The organism is Burkholderia sp. WSM2232 (genome assembly GCF_000472545.1).
GTDB lineage: Bacteria > Pseudomonadota > Gammaproteobacteria > Burkholderiales > Burkholderiaceae > Paraburkholderia.
Genome location: NZ_AWZV01000030.1, coordinates 38,752 through 51,931 on the forward strand (window position 1 = coordinate 38,752; position 13,180 = coordinate 51,931).

Annotated in this window: 14 protein-coding genes; 9 read left to right on the forward strand and 5 right to left on the reverse strand. The window is 62.8% G+C overall.

Going from position 1 to position 13,180, the window contains the following annotated elements:
• Positions 1 to 3: 3 nt before the first annotated feature.
• Genes F757_RS0124200 through F757_RS0124210 form a run of 3 tightly spaced genes read left to right on the forward strand, consistent with a single transcriptional unit; the run spans position 4 to position 2,900 of the window.
• Positions 4 to 957: a complex I NDUFA9 subunit family protein gene (locus tag F757_RS0124200; RefSeq protein ID WP_027213636.1), complete on the forward strand. Its 954-nt coding sequence runs from the start codon at positions 4 to 6 to the stop codon at positions 955 to 957.
• 39 nt (positions 958 to 996) lie between these two features.
• Entirely contained in the window at positions 997 to 1,650 is a 654-nt protein-coding gene (locus tag F757_RS0124205; RefSeq protein WP_027213637.1) for a glutathione S-transferase family protein, read from the forward strand.
• Positions 1,647 to 2,900: a multifunctional CCA addition/repair protein gene (locus F757_RS0124210; protein WP_027213638.1), complete on the forward strand. Its 1,254-nt coding sequence runs from the start codon at positions 1,647 to 1,649 to the stop codon at positions 2,898 to 2,900. Before F757_RS0124205 ends, F757_RS0124210 begins: the two co-directional genes overlap by 4 nt.
• Before the next feature lie 31 nt (positions 2,901 to 2,931).
• Here the strand turns inward: F757_RS0124210 and F757_RS0124215 are convergent, their stop codons facing one another.
• Positions 2,932 to 3,126, reverse strand: coding sequence for a DUF2905 domain-containing protein (locus F757_RS0124215; protein WP_027213639.1), 195 nt, complete (start codon positions 3,124 to 3,126; stop codon positions 2,932 to 2,934).
• Positions 3,127 to 3,142: 16 nt separating this feature from the next.
• A complete protein-coding gene (locus F757_RS0124220) occupies positions 3,143 to 4,333 on the reverse strand; it encodes a class I SAM-dependent methyltransferase (RefSeq protein ID WP_027213640.1) in 1,191 nt (396 codons plus the stop codon).
• An 11-nt stretch (positions 4,334 to 4,344) separates the two neighbouring features.
• Between F757_RS0124220 and F757_RS0124225 the strand changes: the two genes are divergently transcribed.
• The 5 genes from F757_RS0124225 to glmS all read left to right on the forward strand — a co-directional run bounded on the left by F757_RS0124225 (position 4,345) and on the right by glmS (position 9,957).
• Positions 4,345 to 5,160 carry an SDR family oxidoreductase gene (locus F757_RS0124225; RefSeq protein ID WP_027213641.1) on the forward strand — a complete coding sequence of 272 codons (816 nt, stop codon included), beginning with the start codon at positions 4,345 to 4,347 and terminating at the stop codon, positions 5,158 to 5,160.
• 53 nt (positions 5,161 to 5,213) lie between these two features.
• Positions 5,214 to 5,609 (forward strand): dihydroneopterin aldolase, encoded by a 396-nt coding sequence (locus tag F757_RS0124230; RefSeq protein ID WP_013340786.1) that lies wholly within the window; start codon positions 5,214 to 5,216, stop codon positions 5,607 to 5,609.
• Between the two features lie 2 nt (positions 5,610 to 5,611).
• Positions 5,612 to 6,586, forward strand: a complete 975-nt coding sequence (gene ttcA / locus F757_RS0124235) for a tRNA 2-thiocytidine(32) synthetase TtcA (protein ID WP_027213642.1) — start codon at positions 5,612 to 5,614, stop codon at positions 6,584 to 6,586.
• A gap of 128 nt (positions 6,587 to 6,714) precedes the next feature.
• A complete protein-coding gene (gene glmU / locus F757_RS0124240) occupies positions 6,715 to 8,076 on the forward strand; it encodes a bifunctional UDP-N-acetylglucosamine diphosphorylase/glucosamine-1-phosphate N-acetyltransferase GlmU (RefSeq protein ID WP_027213643.1) in 1,362 nt (453 codons plus the stop codon).
• 63 nt (positions 8,077 to 8,139) lie between these two features.
• Entirely contained in the window at positions 8,140 to 9,957 is a 1,818-nt protein-coding gene (gene glmS / locus F757_RS0124245) for a glutamine--fructose-6-phosphate transaminase (isomerizing) (RefSeq protein WP_027213644.1), read from the forward strand.
• Positions 9,958 to 10,349: 392 nt separating this feature from the next.
• Here glmS and F757_RS0124250 read toward each other — a convergent pair whose 3' ends face one another.
• The 3 genes from F757_RS0124250 to F757_RS0124260 all read right to left on the reverse strand — a co-directional run bounded on the left by F757_RS0124250 (position 10,350) and on the right by F757_RS0124260 (position 11,871).
• Positions 10,350 to 10,841, reverse strand: a complete 492-nt coding sequence (locus F757_RS0124250; protein ID WP_027213645.1) for a DUF2846 domain-containing protein — start codon at positions 10,839 to 10,841, stop codon at positions 10,350 to 10,352.
• The gene (locus F757_RS34740) at positions 10,834 to 11,127 is read right to left on the reverse strand and encodes a hypothetical protein (RefSeq protein WP_232221452.1); all 294 of its coding nucleotides are present in this window, start codon (positions 11,125 to 11,127) and stop codon (positions 10,834 to 10,836) included. Before F757_RS34740 ends, F757_RS0124250 begins: the two co-directional genes overlap by 8 nt.
• A 483-nt stretch (positions 11,128 to 11,610) precedes the next feature.
• The gene (locus F757_RS0124260) at positions 11,611 to 11,871 is read right to left on the reverse strand and encodes a DUF6723 family protein (protein WP_027213646.1); all 261 of its coding nucleotides are present in this window, start codon (positions 11,869 to 11,871) and stop codon (positions 11,611 to 11,613) included.
• Positions 11,872 to 12,196: 325 nt separating this feature from the next.
• Here F757_RS0124260 and F757_RS0124265 point away from each other — a divergent pair, with 325 nt between their 5' ends.
• Positions 12,197 to 12,859: a transglycosylase SLT domain-containing protein gene (locus F757_RS0124265; protein ID WP_027213647.1), complete on the forward strand. Its 663-nt coding sequence runs from the start codon at positions 12,197 to 12,199 to the stop codon at positions 12,857 to 12,859.
• The last annotated feature ends 321 nt before the right edge of the window (positions 12,860 to 13,180 follow it).

Consider the following 13,180-nt stretch of genomic DNA (forward strand, 5'->3'; position numbering starts at 1 on the left):
AAAATGCGACACAAAGCCATTGCGATCATTGGCGGTTCCGGGTTTATCGGAAGCCACCTCGTCAACGCCCTCGTCGAAGTGGGCAAAGACGTACGCATCGCCACACGGCGGCGCCACAACGCGCGCCACCTCACGCTCCTGCCCATCGACGTGATCGAAACCGATGTGTTCGATCCGGTGCAGCTCGCGCGCTTTGTCGAAGGTGCGGACTGCGTGATCAATCTGGTCGGCACGCTGCATGGCAAACGCCGCACGCCCTACGGTCCCGAATTCGCGCGTGCGCACGTCGAGCTGCCTACGCGCATTGTCGCGGCTTGCGAAGGCAAGGGGGTGCATCGGCTGATTCATTTCAGCGCGCTCGGCGCGGACGCGAACGGCCCGAGCATGTATTCGCGTTCGAAGGGCGATGGCGAAAAGGCGGTTCACGCGGCCAATCTTGCGTGGACGGTATTCCGGCCGTCCGTGGTATTCGGTCCCGAAGATCAGTTTCTCAACAAGTTCGCGTTTTTGCAGCGCATCTTTCCGGTCATTCCGCTCGCCATGCCGGACGCCAAGTTCCAGCCGGTTTATGTCGGCGATGTGGCCAAGGCGATCGTCAACGTGCTCGATCTCGACGCGGCCAGTGGCAAGACCTATGAACTCGGCGGCCCGAGCGTCTATACGCTGGAAGAACTGGTCAAATACTGCGGCGACGTGATCGGCCGGCACGCGAGCATCATCCGCCTGCCTCACGCGCTCGCGCGCATGCAGGCGATGACCTTCGAAATGGCGCCGGGCGAACCGGTCATCACGCGCGACAATCTCGACTCGATGAAACACGACAACGTGTTGAGCCGCCCGCTCGCGCCCGAGCTTGGGATCGAGCCGGCCAGCATCGAAACAATCGCGCCTGTGTATCTGACAGGCGCGTCGTCGCGCTCGCGGTTCGATGCGTTTCGCGCGAGCGCGGGCCGCTGATCCTTTGTCTACTCAACTTCACTCTTCAGACAAACAGGCATGAAGCTGCTTATTGGCAACAAGAACTACTCATCATGGTCGATGCGGCCTTGGGTGCTGCTCAAGCATTTCGGCATTGCATTCGACGAAGTGCTGATCGATCTGAATCAGCCCGGCACCAATGCGGCGGTGCTCGCACATGCGCCGGACAGTCCGGGCAAAATCCCGTGCCTGGTGGACGACGCAGGCTTGGCCGTATGGGACTCGCTCGCCATCGCCGAAACGCTTGCCGAGCGCTTTCCCGAACACGCGTTCTGGCCGCGCGACGCTGCGGCGCGCGCGCGTGCGCGCAGCGTCAGCGCCGAGATGCATTCGGGCTTCGGCGAATTGCGCTCGAACATGTGGATGAACATTCGCGCGTCGTTTCCCGGCAAGAATGCGACGCCGGGCGTGCTGGCCGATATCGCGCGTATCGAGACGATCTGGCGCGACTGCCTCAACAGCTCGCGCGGCCCGTTTCTGTTCGGCGAATTCAGCATTGCCGACGCGATGTATGCGCCGGTGGCCATGCGCTTCAACACCTGGCAGCCCGCTTTGTCGGACACATCGCGCGCCTATGTAGAGCGGCTCGCGGAGCAGCCGGCGGTAAAAGCGTGGATTGACGACGCGCTGCGCGAGACCCACGCCGTCGCGTATCTAGACGAATGCCCATGAATATTTATGCAGTAGGCGGAGCGATTCGCGACGAATTGCTGGGCGTGCCGGTGCAGGACCGCGATTACGTGGTGGTGGGCGCTACGCCCGAGCAGATGGTCGCGCAGGGTTATCGTCCGGTGGGCAAAGACTTTCCGGTGTTCCTGCATCCGCAGACGCACGAGGAGTACGCGCTCGCGCGCACCGAACGCAAGACCGCGGCCGGCTATCACGGCTTCCAGTTTTTCTACGCGCCTGATGTGACGCTTGAAGAGGACCTCGCGCGCCGCGATCTCACCATCAACGCGATGGCGCGCGAAGTGCGCCCCGACGGCGAGCTGACCGGGCCGGTTATCGATCCGTTCGGCGGCCAGCGCGACTTGCAGGCGAAGCTGTTCCGCCATGTCAGCGACGCATTTCTCGAAGACCCCGTGCGCATCTTGCGGATCGCGCGTTTCGCGGCGCGTTTCGCGGACTTCGCGGTCGCGCCGGAAACGCTCGCGCTGATGCGCAAGATGGTCGCCGACGGCGAGGTGGACGCGCTCGTCGCCGAACGCGTGTGGCAGGAGGTGTCGCGCGGTCTGATGGAAAAGAAGCCGTCGCGCATGTTCGCGGTACTGCGTGAGTGCGGCGCGTTGGCGCGAATTCTGCCGGAAATCGACGCACTGTTCGGCGTGCCGCAGCGCGCCGACTATCACCCCGAGGTCGACACTGGCGTACACGTGATGATGGTGGTCGACCACGCCGCGCAGCAGGGCTACGCGCTGCCGGTGCGCTTTGCCGCGCTCACGCATGATCTCGGCAAGGCGAGTACGCCGCAAGACGTTCTGCCGCGCCATATCGGTCACGAAGGCCGCAGCGTGGGTCTGCTCAAGCCCTTGTGCGAGCGCCTGCGCGTGCCGAACGAGTGCCGCGATCTGGCTTTGCTGGTGGCGCGTGAGCACGGCAACATTCATCGCGTGATGGAAATGGGGGCTGCTGCGCTCGTACGCCTGCTCGAGCGCAGCGACGCGATTCGCAAGCCTTCGCGTTTTGCCGAAGCGTTGCAGGCTTGCGAGGCCGACGCGCGCGGGCGGCTGGGTTTCGAGGCGCGCGAGTACCCGCAGGCCGAACGGTTGAGAGTTGCGCTCGTCGCCGCGCGGGGCGTGGATGCCGGCGCGGTTGCAAAGCGCTTCGCCGATGCGCCGGCCGGCATCAAGGACGCCGTGCACAAGGAGCGTGTGCGGGCGGTGGCCGCGGCGCTGGAGGGCGTAGTGAGCGGCGACTCGTGAGTGGCGCCGCTCGCGGGCGGGAAACTCCGCTTTAAAGAAGCCTCGCGATAAACGATAGCAGCATCGACAGCAACAGTGTCGACATGAACGGGAAATGATATTCGCGCCCAAAGAGGCGCGCGGTCACGTCGCCGGGCATGCGCCCAATGCCCAGTTTGCGAAGCCACGGCCAGCAGGCCGACAGCACGGCCAGGGCGACGAAAGTGGTGAGCAGCCAGCGGATCATCGCGCGAGTCCTCGCATCACAACGTATGCGACCGGTCGCCGTAGAGGAATGTCTTCAGCGTGGCCACAAGGCCGCGCGAGAACGCAATCACCTTGAAGAGCTCGCCCATTTCGGCCTCCGACAGCAGCTTGTGCACCGCATTTGACGCCGGCACAAAGCGGGCGGTGTCGGCGGGGTCGATTTCGAAGAGTGCATCCGTAATGCCGGCGTTTATCAGAAAGCGCGCTTGCGACATGAAGCCCAGCAGGTCCGCGCCGGTTTCCACACCCGCTTTGGCGATGCCGGTGAATTCCACATGCGCGGTAATGTCCTGCAAGCCCGGATAAACAAACGGATCGCCGTGCGCGCGGTGCCGGTAGTGGCACATTAGCGTGCCTTCGGCGCGCTGCGGATGGTAGTACTCGTGATGCGGAAAGCCATAGTCGATGAAAAACGCCACGCCGCGCGCGAGCATCGTGCAAACGGTGCGCGTGAAGGCGCACGCGGCGTCGTGCATTTCGGCGATGTAGTCGCCGCCCCCCGTGTCGATTTCGCAGAGCCGCGCCAGATCGGCGGGCGCAGTCACCGGACGGTCTTCGAATGCGAACCACCCGTCGCGCCAGACCACGCCGCGCTCATGCCACGCGCCGTTGACCGAAGCGAAAAGCCGGACCGGCATGGCGTCCAGCACTTCATTGCCGATCACCACGCCTTCAAAGCGCTCGGGCAGCGCGTCGAGCCAGCGCACTTTATTCGCGAGCTCAGGCGTGGCGACTTCGATAGTTTCGCGCTGGCGCTCGCGCAATTCGCCTGACAGATCGACAATCGAGTAGCTGTCGAACTCCACGCCCTTCGCGGACAGCGCGTTCAGCAAACCCGCGGCGAGCTTGCCGGTGCCGGCGCCGAACTCCATCACCTCGCGCGTGCCGGTTGCCTGCAACGCTTCTTCAACGGGGCGCGCGAGCGCCGCTGCAAAGTACGGCGATAGTTCGGGCGCCGTGACGAAGTCGCTGCCGTCGTCGCCGCGCAGGCCGAATTTGCGGGCGCCGCCGCTGTAATAGCCGAGTCCCGGCGCGTACAGCGCGCGTTCCATGTAGCGGTCGAACGGCATCCAGCCGCCGGCCTCTTGCAACTCGGCGCGAATCCGCGCGACGAGTGTTTCGGACTGCGCCAGCGCGCTCGGGCCGGGAGCAGGTAAACTATCAGGTTGGTGAGCTTTCGGATTCATTCCCATTGTAAATGACCGCTTCTACGTACACCGCCGCCCGAGCGCCTGAAACGCCGCGTGTCGTGCTGATTACCGGCGCCGCGCGCCGCATCGGACGCGCGCTCGCGCTCGGCTTTGCCGCGCGAGGCTGGGACGTGGCAGTGCATTATGGCGCCTCGCGGCGCGAAGCAGAAGAGGTGGTCGAGGAAATCTTCGCGATGGGCCGCAAGGCCGTGGCCCTGCACGCGGAATTGAGCGACGAGGCGCAAGTCGCGGGTCTGTTGCCGGCCTGCAGCGCGGCGCTTGGCCGGCCGGTGTGCATCATCAACAATGCGTCGCGCTTCGAGGAAGACACGCCCCACAACGTCGGCTACGAGCTGCTGCTGAAGCTGACCGCGATGAACCTCGGCGCGCCGCTCGTGCTCGCGCGCATGTTGTACGACGCGACGCCGCAGGCCGCGCTCGCCGACGAAAGCCAGCGCAGCGTCGTGATCAACGTGCTGGACCAGAAGCTGTACAACATGAACCCCGACTACCTGTCGTACACGTTGTCGAAGGCGGCCTTGCAGACTGCGACGGTTGCGCTCGCGCAGGCCTTGGCGCCGAAGGTCCGGGTGGTTGGGCTCGCACCGGGTCTCACGATGCAGTCCGCCGACCAGACGGCGGAAAGTTTCGCCGCGGCTCACCGCGTGACGCCCTTGGGCCGTGCGTCGCGACCGGAGGATATTGTCGCCGCCGCGCTGTATCTCGCGGATGCAACCGGCGTCACCGGAACGACGCTGGTGGTCGACGGCGGGCAGCACCTCGTGCCGCTGCCGCGCGACGTAATGTTTTTGACGGGCGCCTGAAACATCTGCGCCCCTTTGCGTGCCACGCACGCTTTTTTTCGACTGGAACGAACATGTTTGCCGCTCTTTCGCATCCCCGGCTCGCCGATTGCCGCCGGCTCTTTCTGCGCAATTACGAAGTGCACATCAACATTGGCGTGCACGATTTCGAAAAGCGCGGCGAACAGCGCGTCGTGATCAACGTCGAACTGTACGTGCCGCTCGCGCTTTCCACGCCGGTAGCGGACAAGCTCGAAGAGGTGGTTGACTACGACTTCATGCGTTCGACCATTTCGCGCCGCGTCGAGCAAGGCCACATTCACTTGCAGGAAACGCTCTGCGACGACCTCGTGAAGACCATGTTGGAACATCCGCAAGTGCGGGCCGCGCGCGTTTCGACCGAAAAGCCCGACGTTTATCCCGACTGCGACGCGGTGGGCGTCGAAGTTTTCCGCATCAAGGAGGACTGAGCATGAACGCTCCCGAAATCATGGACGACGCCACGTCCGCCGCACGCCAGAAGTCACCGCTCACGCGCCGCGAACAGAAAGAGGCGTACGAGAACAACAAGCTCTTCAAGCGGCTTGCGCGCCTGGTCGGCCAGGCGATTGGCGACTTCAACATGATCGAGAACGGCGACAAGGTGATGGTGTGCCTGTCGGGCGGCAAAGACAGCTACGCGATGCTCGACATTCTGATGCGGCTGCGCGAGCGCGCGCCGATCGACTTCGATATCGTCGCGGTGAACCTCGACCAGAAGCAGCCGGGCTTTCCCGAGCATGTGCTGCCCGAGTATCTTAAGCAGCTCGACATTCCGTTTCACATCGAGAATCAGGACACGTACAGCATCGTCAAGCGGCTGGTGCCCGAGGGCAAGACCACCTGCTCGCTGTGCTCGCGACTGCGCCGCGGCATTCTGTACCGCGTGGCGGGCGAGCTCGGCGCGACCAAGATCGCACTCGGCCATCATCGCGACGACATTCTGCAAACGCTGCTGCTCAACCTGTTCTACGGCGGCAAGCTGAAGGGCATGCCGCCCAAGCTGCAGTCGGACGACGGCAAGAACATCGTGATCCGCCCGCTCGCCTACGTGAAGGAAACGGATCTGGAAAAGTACGCGGAATTGCGCGAATTCCCGATCATTCCGTGCAATCTGTGCGGTAGCCAGCCGAATTTGAAACGCGCGGAAATGAAGGCGCTGATCCGCGACTGGGAGAAGCGCTTTCCTGGCCGCATCGAGAACATGTTCAATGCGTTGTCGAACGTCGTGCCTTCGCATTTGATGGATCACAAGCTGTTTCCGTTTGCGGGCCTGCGCGCGACCGGCGAGGCCGATCCGCAGGGTGACATCGCATTCGACGAAGAACCGTGTTCCACCGATGTGAACGAGGGCGCCACGCTTGGCGCGGCGAGGCCGATCTCGATCGTGCAGTTCGACGATATCTGACCGGAAATCCCGCAAAAAGGGCGTTTCGGCACTTGCTTGCGCTTGCAATATGGCCGCTTTCGCGGCCATTTCCACAAGAGGGTGCGTGATAGAATCGTCGGCTCCAAACTCGTCTATTTGCCGACGCCATGAACATCGTGATTTTGGCGGCAGGCACCGGTAAGCGCATGCGTTCCGCGCTGCCCAAGGTGCTCCATCCTCTCGCTGGCCGGCCGCTCCTCGCTCATGTCATCGACACTGCCCGCACGCTGAAGCCCACGCGCCTCGTCGTGGTAATCGGCCACGGTGCCGAAGCGGTGCGCGAAGCGGTTACCGCGCCCGACCTGCAATTCGCCGTGCAGGAGCAACAGCTCGGCACCGGCCACGCGGTACAGCAGGCACTGCCGCTTCTCGATCCGTCCGTGCCCACGCTCGTGCTGTACGGCGACGTGCCGCTTACGCGTGCGAGCACCTTGCAGGCGCTCGTGGAGCGCGCGGGTGAGCGCGCCTATGGCGTGCTAACGGTCACGCTCGCTGACCCCACCGGCTACGGCCGCATCGTGCGCGATCCGCAGGGCAACGTCTCGCGCATCGTCGAACAGAAAGATGCGAGCGCCGACCAGCTTCTCATCGACGAGATCAATACCGGCATCGTGGTTGCGCCGACTGAGCCGCTGTCGGGCTGGCTCGCCGCGCTGAAGAACGACAACGCGCAAGGCGAGTTCTATCTGACCGACGCTGTGGAAATGGCAATCGAGGCAGGTCTCGAAGTCGTTACCACGCAGCCGCAGGACGAGTGGGAAACGCTCGGTGTGAACAGCAAGCAGCAGCTCGCCGAACTCGAGCGGATTCATCAGCGCAATGTGGCCGATGCGCTGCTGGTGGCCGGTGTTACGCTTGCCGATCCCGCGCGCGTGGACGTGCGCGGCGCGCTCGACTGCGGCCGGGATGTCTCAATCGACGTGAACTGCGTGTTCGAAGGCCGCGTTACGCTGGCCGATAACGTGAGCATCGGGCCGAACTGCGTGATCCGCAATGCCAGCATCGGCGCCGGCACGCGGGTCGATGCGTTCACGCATATCGAAGGCGCGGAAGTCGGCGCGAACGTCGTGCTCGGGCCTTACGCGCGGCTGCGGCCTGGCGCGTCGCTGAAAGACGAAACGCACGTCGGCAATTTCGTCGAGGTGAAGAACGCGGTGCTTGGGCACGGCTCGAAGGCCAATCACCTCACCTATATCGGCGACTCGGATATCGGCGCACGCGTGAATATCGGCGCGGGCACCATCACCTGCAACTACGACGGCGCGAACAAGTTCCGCACGATCATTGAAGACGACGTGTTCGTCGGTTCCGACACGCAACTGGTCGCTCCGGTGCGCGTAAAGCGCGGCGCGACGATCGCGGCGGGCACGACGGTCTGGAAGGACGTCGAAGCCGACGCGCTCGTGCTGAACGACAAGACGCAAACCAGCAAGACGGGCTACGTGCGCCCCACCAAAAAGAAGAGTTGACGAAGAGGCGAGGGCGGCGCGACGCGTGCCCCGCGAGATTCCAGCACTGAATAGGAATAGACCATGTGCGGCATTGTTGGCGCGGCAGCGCAACGTAATATCGTCCCTGTCCTGATTGAAGGACTGCGGCGCCTCGAATATCGCGGCTACGACTCGTGCGGCGTCGCGGTGCTCGGCGACAGCGGTCCGGCGCGTGCACGCAGCGTGGCGCGCGTTGCCGACCTCGACGAACAGGTGCGCGACAGCCACCTGGGCGGCATCACCGGAATCGCGCATACGCGCTGGGCCACGCATGGCGCGCCGGTGACCGACAACGCGCATCCGATCTTCTCGAAAGATGCGCTTGCGTTGGTACACAACGGCATCATCGAAAACTATGAAGTGCTGCGCGAAACGCTGCGAGGCAAGGGCTACACGTTCGTCTCGCAGACCGACACAGAGGTTATTGCGCATCTGATTCACAGCCTGTATCGCGGTGATCTGTTCGCCGCGGTGCGCGAGGCCGTCGCCCAGCTGCACGGCGCTTACGCGATTGCAGTGCTGCATAAGGATCAGCCGCATACCGTGGTCGGCGCGCGGCAGGGCTCGCCGCTGGTGGTGGGACTCGGCGATGGCGAGAACTTCCTCGCTTCGGACGCGCTGGCGCTCGCGGGCAGTACCGAGCGCTTCATCTTCCTCGAAGAAGGGGACGTGTGCGAGCTGACGCTCGACGGTGTGCGCATTGCCGACCGCGAGGGCAACGAAGCGCGGCGCGAAGTGCGCCAGGTTGCGGCCTATGGCGGCGCGGTCGAGCTCGGCCCGTATCGTCACTTCATGCAGAAGGAAATTTTCGAGCAGCCGCGCGCGATCTCGGACACGATTCCGCAATCAGATTCGTTCGATGCGTCGTTGTTTGGCGAAGGCGCCGACGAGGTGTTCGCGGACATCGACAATCTGCTGATTCTCGCTTGCGGCACGAGCTACTACTCAGGGCTCACCGCGAAGTACTGGCTCGAATCGATTGCGAAGATTCCTACGCAGGTGGAAATTGCCAGCGAGTATCGCTACCGCGAGTCGGTGCCTAATCCGAAGTCGCTGGTCGTGGTGATCTCGCAGTCGGGCGAAACGGCGGACACGCTCGCCGCACTCAAGCACGCGCAGGAGCTGGGGCATCGGCACACGCTTGCCGTGTGCAACGTCAGCACGAGCGCGATGGTGCGCCAGACGGAACTGGCGTTTCTCACGCATGCGGGCCGCGAGATCGGGGTTGCATCCACGAAGGCGTTTACCACTCAACTGGTCGCGCTGTTCGTGCTGGCCGTCACGCTCGCGAAGCTGCGCGGGCGCGTGAGCCCCGAGCAGGAAGCCGAATACTTGCGGCAACTGCGCCATCTGCCCGCTGCGCTGAACAGCGTGCTGGCGCTGGAGCCGCAGATCATCGCGTGGTCGGAGGAATTTTCGCGCAAGGAACATGCGCTTTTCCTCGGACGCGGCATGCACTACCCGATTGCACTTGAAGGCGCGTTGAAGCTGAAGGAGATCTCCTACATTCACGCGGAAGCTTATCCGGCTGGCGAGTTGAAGCACGGGCCGCTCGCGCTCGTGACGGAGGCGATGCCGGTAGTGACTGTGGCGCCGAACGACGCGTTGCTCGAGAAGCTCAAGTCGAACATTCAGGAAGTGCGCGCCCGGGGTGGACAACTGTATGTGTTTGCGGATGCGGATACCAGGATCGTCAACGACGACGGCATTCATGTGATTCGCATGCCGGAGCACTATGGGCTGCTTTCGCCGATTCTGCATGTGGTGCCGCTGCAGTTGCTGGCGTATCACACGGCTTGTGCGCGGGGGACGGATGTGGATAAGCCGCGGAATCTTGCGAAGTCGGTGACGGTGGAGTGAGGGGAGGGGGCGAGCGTGTGTGTTGTTGGCAGCAAATGAAAGCGTTCGGTACCCGCTCTTAGAAGCGTCCCGTGAAGGGGGCAAAATCCCATCAGACCCGTGCAGGACCAAGCGCGGAACGCTTTTACTGTGCTGCGTGTATCCAGCAAAAAATCGCGCCCCCGCTTATGAGAGCAATCGCAGAAAGTCAGCCGCCACAGAAGCGTCTCTGACGACGGCGCGGCAAGATGCAGACGCGCAGCGACGATGCCTGCGCGCGCGGAGCCCAAAACAAAGACCTCGCAGCTCCCCGCCCGCAGGATTTGTTTTTCCGACTAAAGCGCATCAGCAGTCTGCGGTGCCTTGACGAACAGCAAAAGGTTTCAGCAGACCCGAAACCGTTGGCCGTTAGCTCATTCGGTGGTGCCCACTGCGTTTCTGCCGCCTTTCTTCACTGCTGCAGTGGTCTGGGTAGCAACATAATGCAGGTCTTCCAGATTCTTCACAGCTTCGTCAGCGGACTCCAGCGATGGGATTATCCGACCCACCAGCAGGCCAAACCCAACGCTTGTCTTGACGTATTTGGTTTCGCCGGCATCAAGCTTGAATGACACCGTCTTCTCCGTCTCCGTGGCGGTCGATACGACATACTGGCCGGCGGGCTCATCGACATAGAAGAAACCACCCGGTTGGGATTTCCCGACCGGTGTGCCGTTCAGGTTGATGGCCGGCTGCAAGGCAGCGCCAAACATTGAGTTCGATCGATAGAAATAGATTCGGCCCTGTGCCTCTTTCAAGGTCGGGATAGAGGACGCGACCTCCTTGTACTGAGGACCGCTCGCGCAGCCGGACGCGACGAGCGCCACGAGGGCGCTGCCTACTAATGCCTTGAGCAACTTAGTCATTGATTCTCTCGATTGTTATGGATTGTGGGGGGACAAGCGGTGAAAAATTGGACTCGCCGGGAAGGAAGAACCCCACTACGGTGTTTTCCTTTGTCACCAGGTACGCCTCGTGAACCTGACGGCCTTCAATGGTGAACACTTCGCCCATCGGCCGGAGAACAACGCCCTGCTTTATCGTTCCGACGGGCTGCCACAAAGAGCCGCCATGCACCTCGCGCGAATAGCCCGACGAGAGCTTGACGGTAACGGACCTGGCCACCCGAAAGCGCTGCTGCGTCGCGGTCACCGGTATGAGTTGTGCTCTGTACCGGTATCGACGGTGCACAAGCGGATAGCATCAGCGCGGCATACGCGGATGCGAGAACAGCTTTAATGACCACAATGAACGTTTCCCTGTAGTGTCCGGCAATTCTTTGTCGGCAAAACTGGGAAAGACTTGAGCGAGGTCGGCGCTTTGCGGTTACGCGAAGACTCTGGCGACTGCGGCCCGGCTCGAGAGGCATACGACGTGGTTGTGTATCTTCCGGGCAGGTTGTTTTCGACCTGACTGCGCCGGACTAAAGGATCGGCGCAACGTGGACTGCCTTTCTCGACGGCTGTCGGTCCGTTGCTTATATCGCCGGGTCCGACCTCGGGGCATCTGTACTTTTATTGCAATATGCAGCCGGCGGGGCTTACCAGCGATGGGCAAATGAAAGGACCCGCCGCCAACCACGACACAACACCGCCGCGTGCTTCCGACCGCCCACACTCCACGCAGAGCGTCGACTCACAACTCCGGCCGAGCCAGGTCACTAGCGACGATATGCTCACCGTACACCTGAGCGGCAGCGATCGCTTCCATCTTGGTCGGGTACGGCCCGAGTTCGGGCGCGCCGTCGAACGGGAACAGCACGCGGCCGTCCGTGGTACGGACCACCTTCAATACGCCGAAAAAGCGCCGATAGCCGACGAGCCTCGACATAGCGGAAATCTCGAAATCGTCCTCTGACGCTGCGGGGACACTGGGGATGAATGCGGTCTTGCTCATACAAAGGACGTCTCGTTCGATAAACCTGCAATTGTCGCGAACGGCTGTTCGTCGGCCGTGCGACCGCCATTGTCTCAAATCCGCGGAAGCCGCATCTTTTCGCCCCGCGCCCGGTGTCGACGTACAACCGCACGAGCCGAATCGCAACTAACTGACGTGCGGTGCAGCCTCCAAGAGCCCTGCTTGCAACCCGCGCTGGGGGCCCAAGCGCGCGCCATGCGGCGCCGCCAGTCGTTCCGACCGTCTGATTCCGCATTCAACCCAGTAGGTGCCTATTTTTGAGGCAGCGTTATAATGCCGGGACTTTTTCCTCAGACCTTTTCCCATGAGCCGGTTACTCTGCCTGTTTCTGCTTTCGCTCGGCCTCGCCCAATCCGCGGTGGCTGAGGAAAACGGCGATCGCGTGTCCGCGTATCTCACGCAGAAGTTCGGCATCGCGAAGGAAAAGGCGGAGAAAATCTCGGATGCCGTGCAATCCGCCGCATCGAAATATTCGTTGCCGCCTGCGCTGTTGCTGGCGATTATTTCTATCGAGTCGCGCTTCAAGGAAAAGGCCAAGGGCGCAAACGGCGCGACCGGGCTCATGCAGGTCGTGCCGAGCGCGCATCGCGGGCTGTTGAGGAACGTAAAAGATCTCACCGAGCCGACGGCCAACATCGAGGTCGGGTCCGCAATCCTGTACGGATACATGCGCTCGGCCAACGGCGACATGAACGCCGCGCTCAAGAGCTACGGCGGATCCCAAGCCTACGCGCAGAAAGTCAGCTTACGTGCTGGCGACTTCTCGAACGTCGCGCCCCATCCCGATCTGGCGAAAAAGCCTAACGCGCAGACGGATGTTTGCGACGCCCGCGTGGCTGCGCATTGCCCGGACGCGGTCGGCAACCGGACCAGTGCGCTCGCCGCTCCGTCCGCTCGCGAGGCGGGCGGCAATGAAGCTTCGCCTGGCGCGCAGACGTCGGCCCCGCTTGCTGCGCCGTCGAACTGAACATCGGCGATCTGTTTTTTCGGCGGACGCCTGCCTGGTCACCATTCGAGCAGCGGCAGCCTTTCGCATCGGCAGGTCGCTCACGCGCTGCCCGTCGCGTGCCACCTCGCGTTGCACACGGCAGCAGCCACGCCCGCAACGCAGATTTCGCCCACTTCGTTCGCATTGAGGGTTGCCATCTCGCCACGCACTGCATTTTGAAAGATGGCGCAATGCGCGCGCCGTCGGCTTCGCTGCACGCTTTTTACGCACGCACCTCAACCGCTCTACAATGCATTTCCTCCGCGGTTCCTCGCGCACCTAAGCAGCGTTTTCTCGATT

Excerpts from the sequence above, each read along its gene's own strand:
- F757_RS0124215 (WP_027213639.1), bottom strand. The coding sequence starts at position 3,126 with ATGATCCGCTGGCTGCTCACCACTTTCGTCGCCCTGGCCGTGCTGTCG.
- F757_RS0124230 (WP_013340786.1), top strand. The coding sequence starts at position 5,214 with ATGTTTGCCGCTCTTTCGCATCCCCGGCTCGCCGATTGCCGCCGGCTC.
- F757_RS0124265 (WP_027213647.1), top strand. The coding sequence starts at position 12,197 with ATGAGCCGGTTACTCTGCCTGTTTCTGCTTTCGCTCGGCCTCGCCCAA.
- F757_RS0124250 (WP_027213645.1), bottom strand. The coding sequence starts at position 10,841 with ATGACTAAGTTGCTCAAGGCATTAGTAGGCAGCGCCCTCGTGGCGCTC.
- F757_RS0124260 (WP_027213646.1), bottom strand. The coding sequence starts at position 11,871 with ATGAGCAAGACCGCATTCATCCCCAGTGTCCCCGCAGCGTCAGAGGAC.
- F757_RS0124225 (WP_027213641.1), top strand. The coding sequence starts at position 4,345 with ATGACCGCTTCTACGTACACCGCCGCCCGAGCGCCTGAAACGCCGCGT.
- F757_RS0124210 (WP_027213638.1), top strand. The coding sequence starts at position 1,647 with ATGAATATTTATGCAGTAGGCGGAGCGATTCGCGACGAATTGCTGGGC.
- ttcA (WP_027213642.1), top strand. The coding sequence starts at position 5,612 with ATGAACGCTCCCGAAATCATGGACGACGCCACGTCCGCCGCACGCCAG.
- glmS (WP_027213644.1), top strand. The coding sequence starts at position 8,140 with ATGTGCGGCATTGTTGGCGCGGCAGCGCAACGTAATATCGTCCCTGTC.
- F757_RS0124200 (WP_027213636.1), top strand. The coding sequence starts at position 4 with ATGCGACACAAAGCCATTGCGATCATTGGCGGTTCCGGGTTTATCGGA.
- glmU (WP_027213643.1), top strand. The coding sequence starts at position 6,715 with ATGAACATCGTGATTTTGGCGGCAGGCACCGGTAAGCGCATGCGTTCC.
- F757_RS0124220 (WP_027213640.1), bottom strand. The coding sequence starts at position 4,333 with ATGAATCCGAAAGCTCACCAACCTGATAGTTTACCTGCTCCCGGCCCG.
- F757_RS0124205 (WP_027213637.1), top strand. The coding sequence starts at position 997 with ATGAAGCTGCTTATTGGCAACAAGAACTACTCATCATGGTCGATGCGG.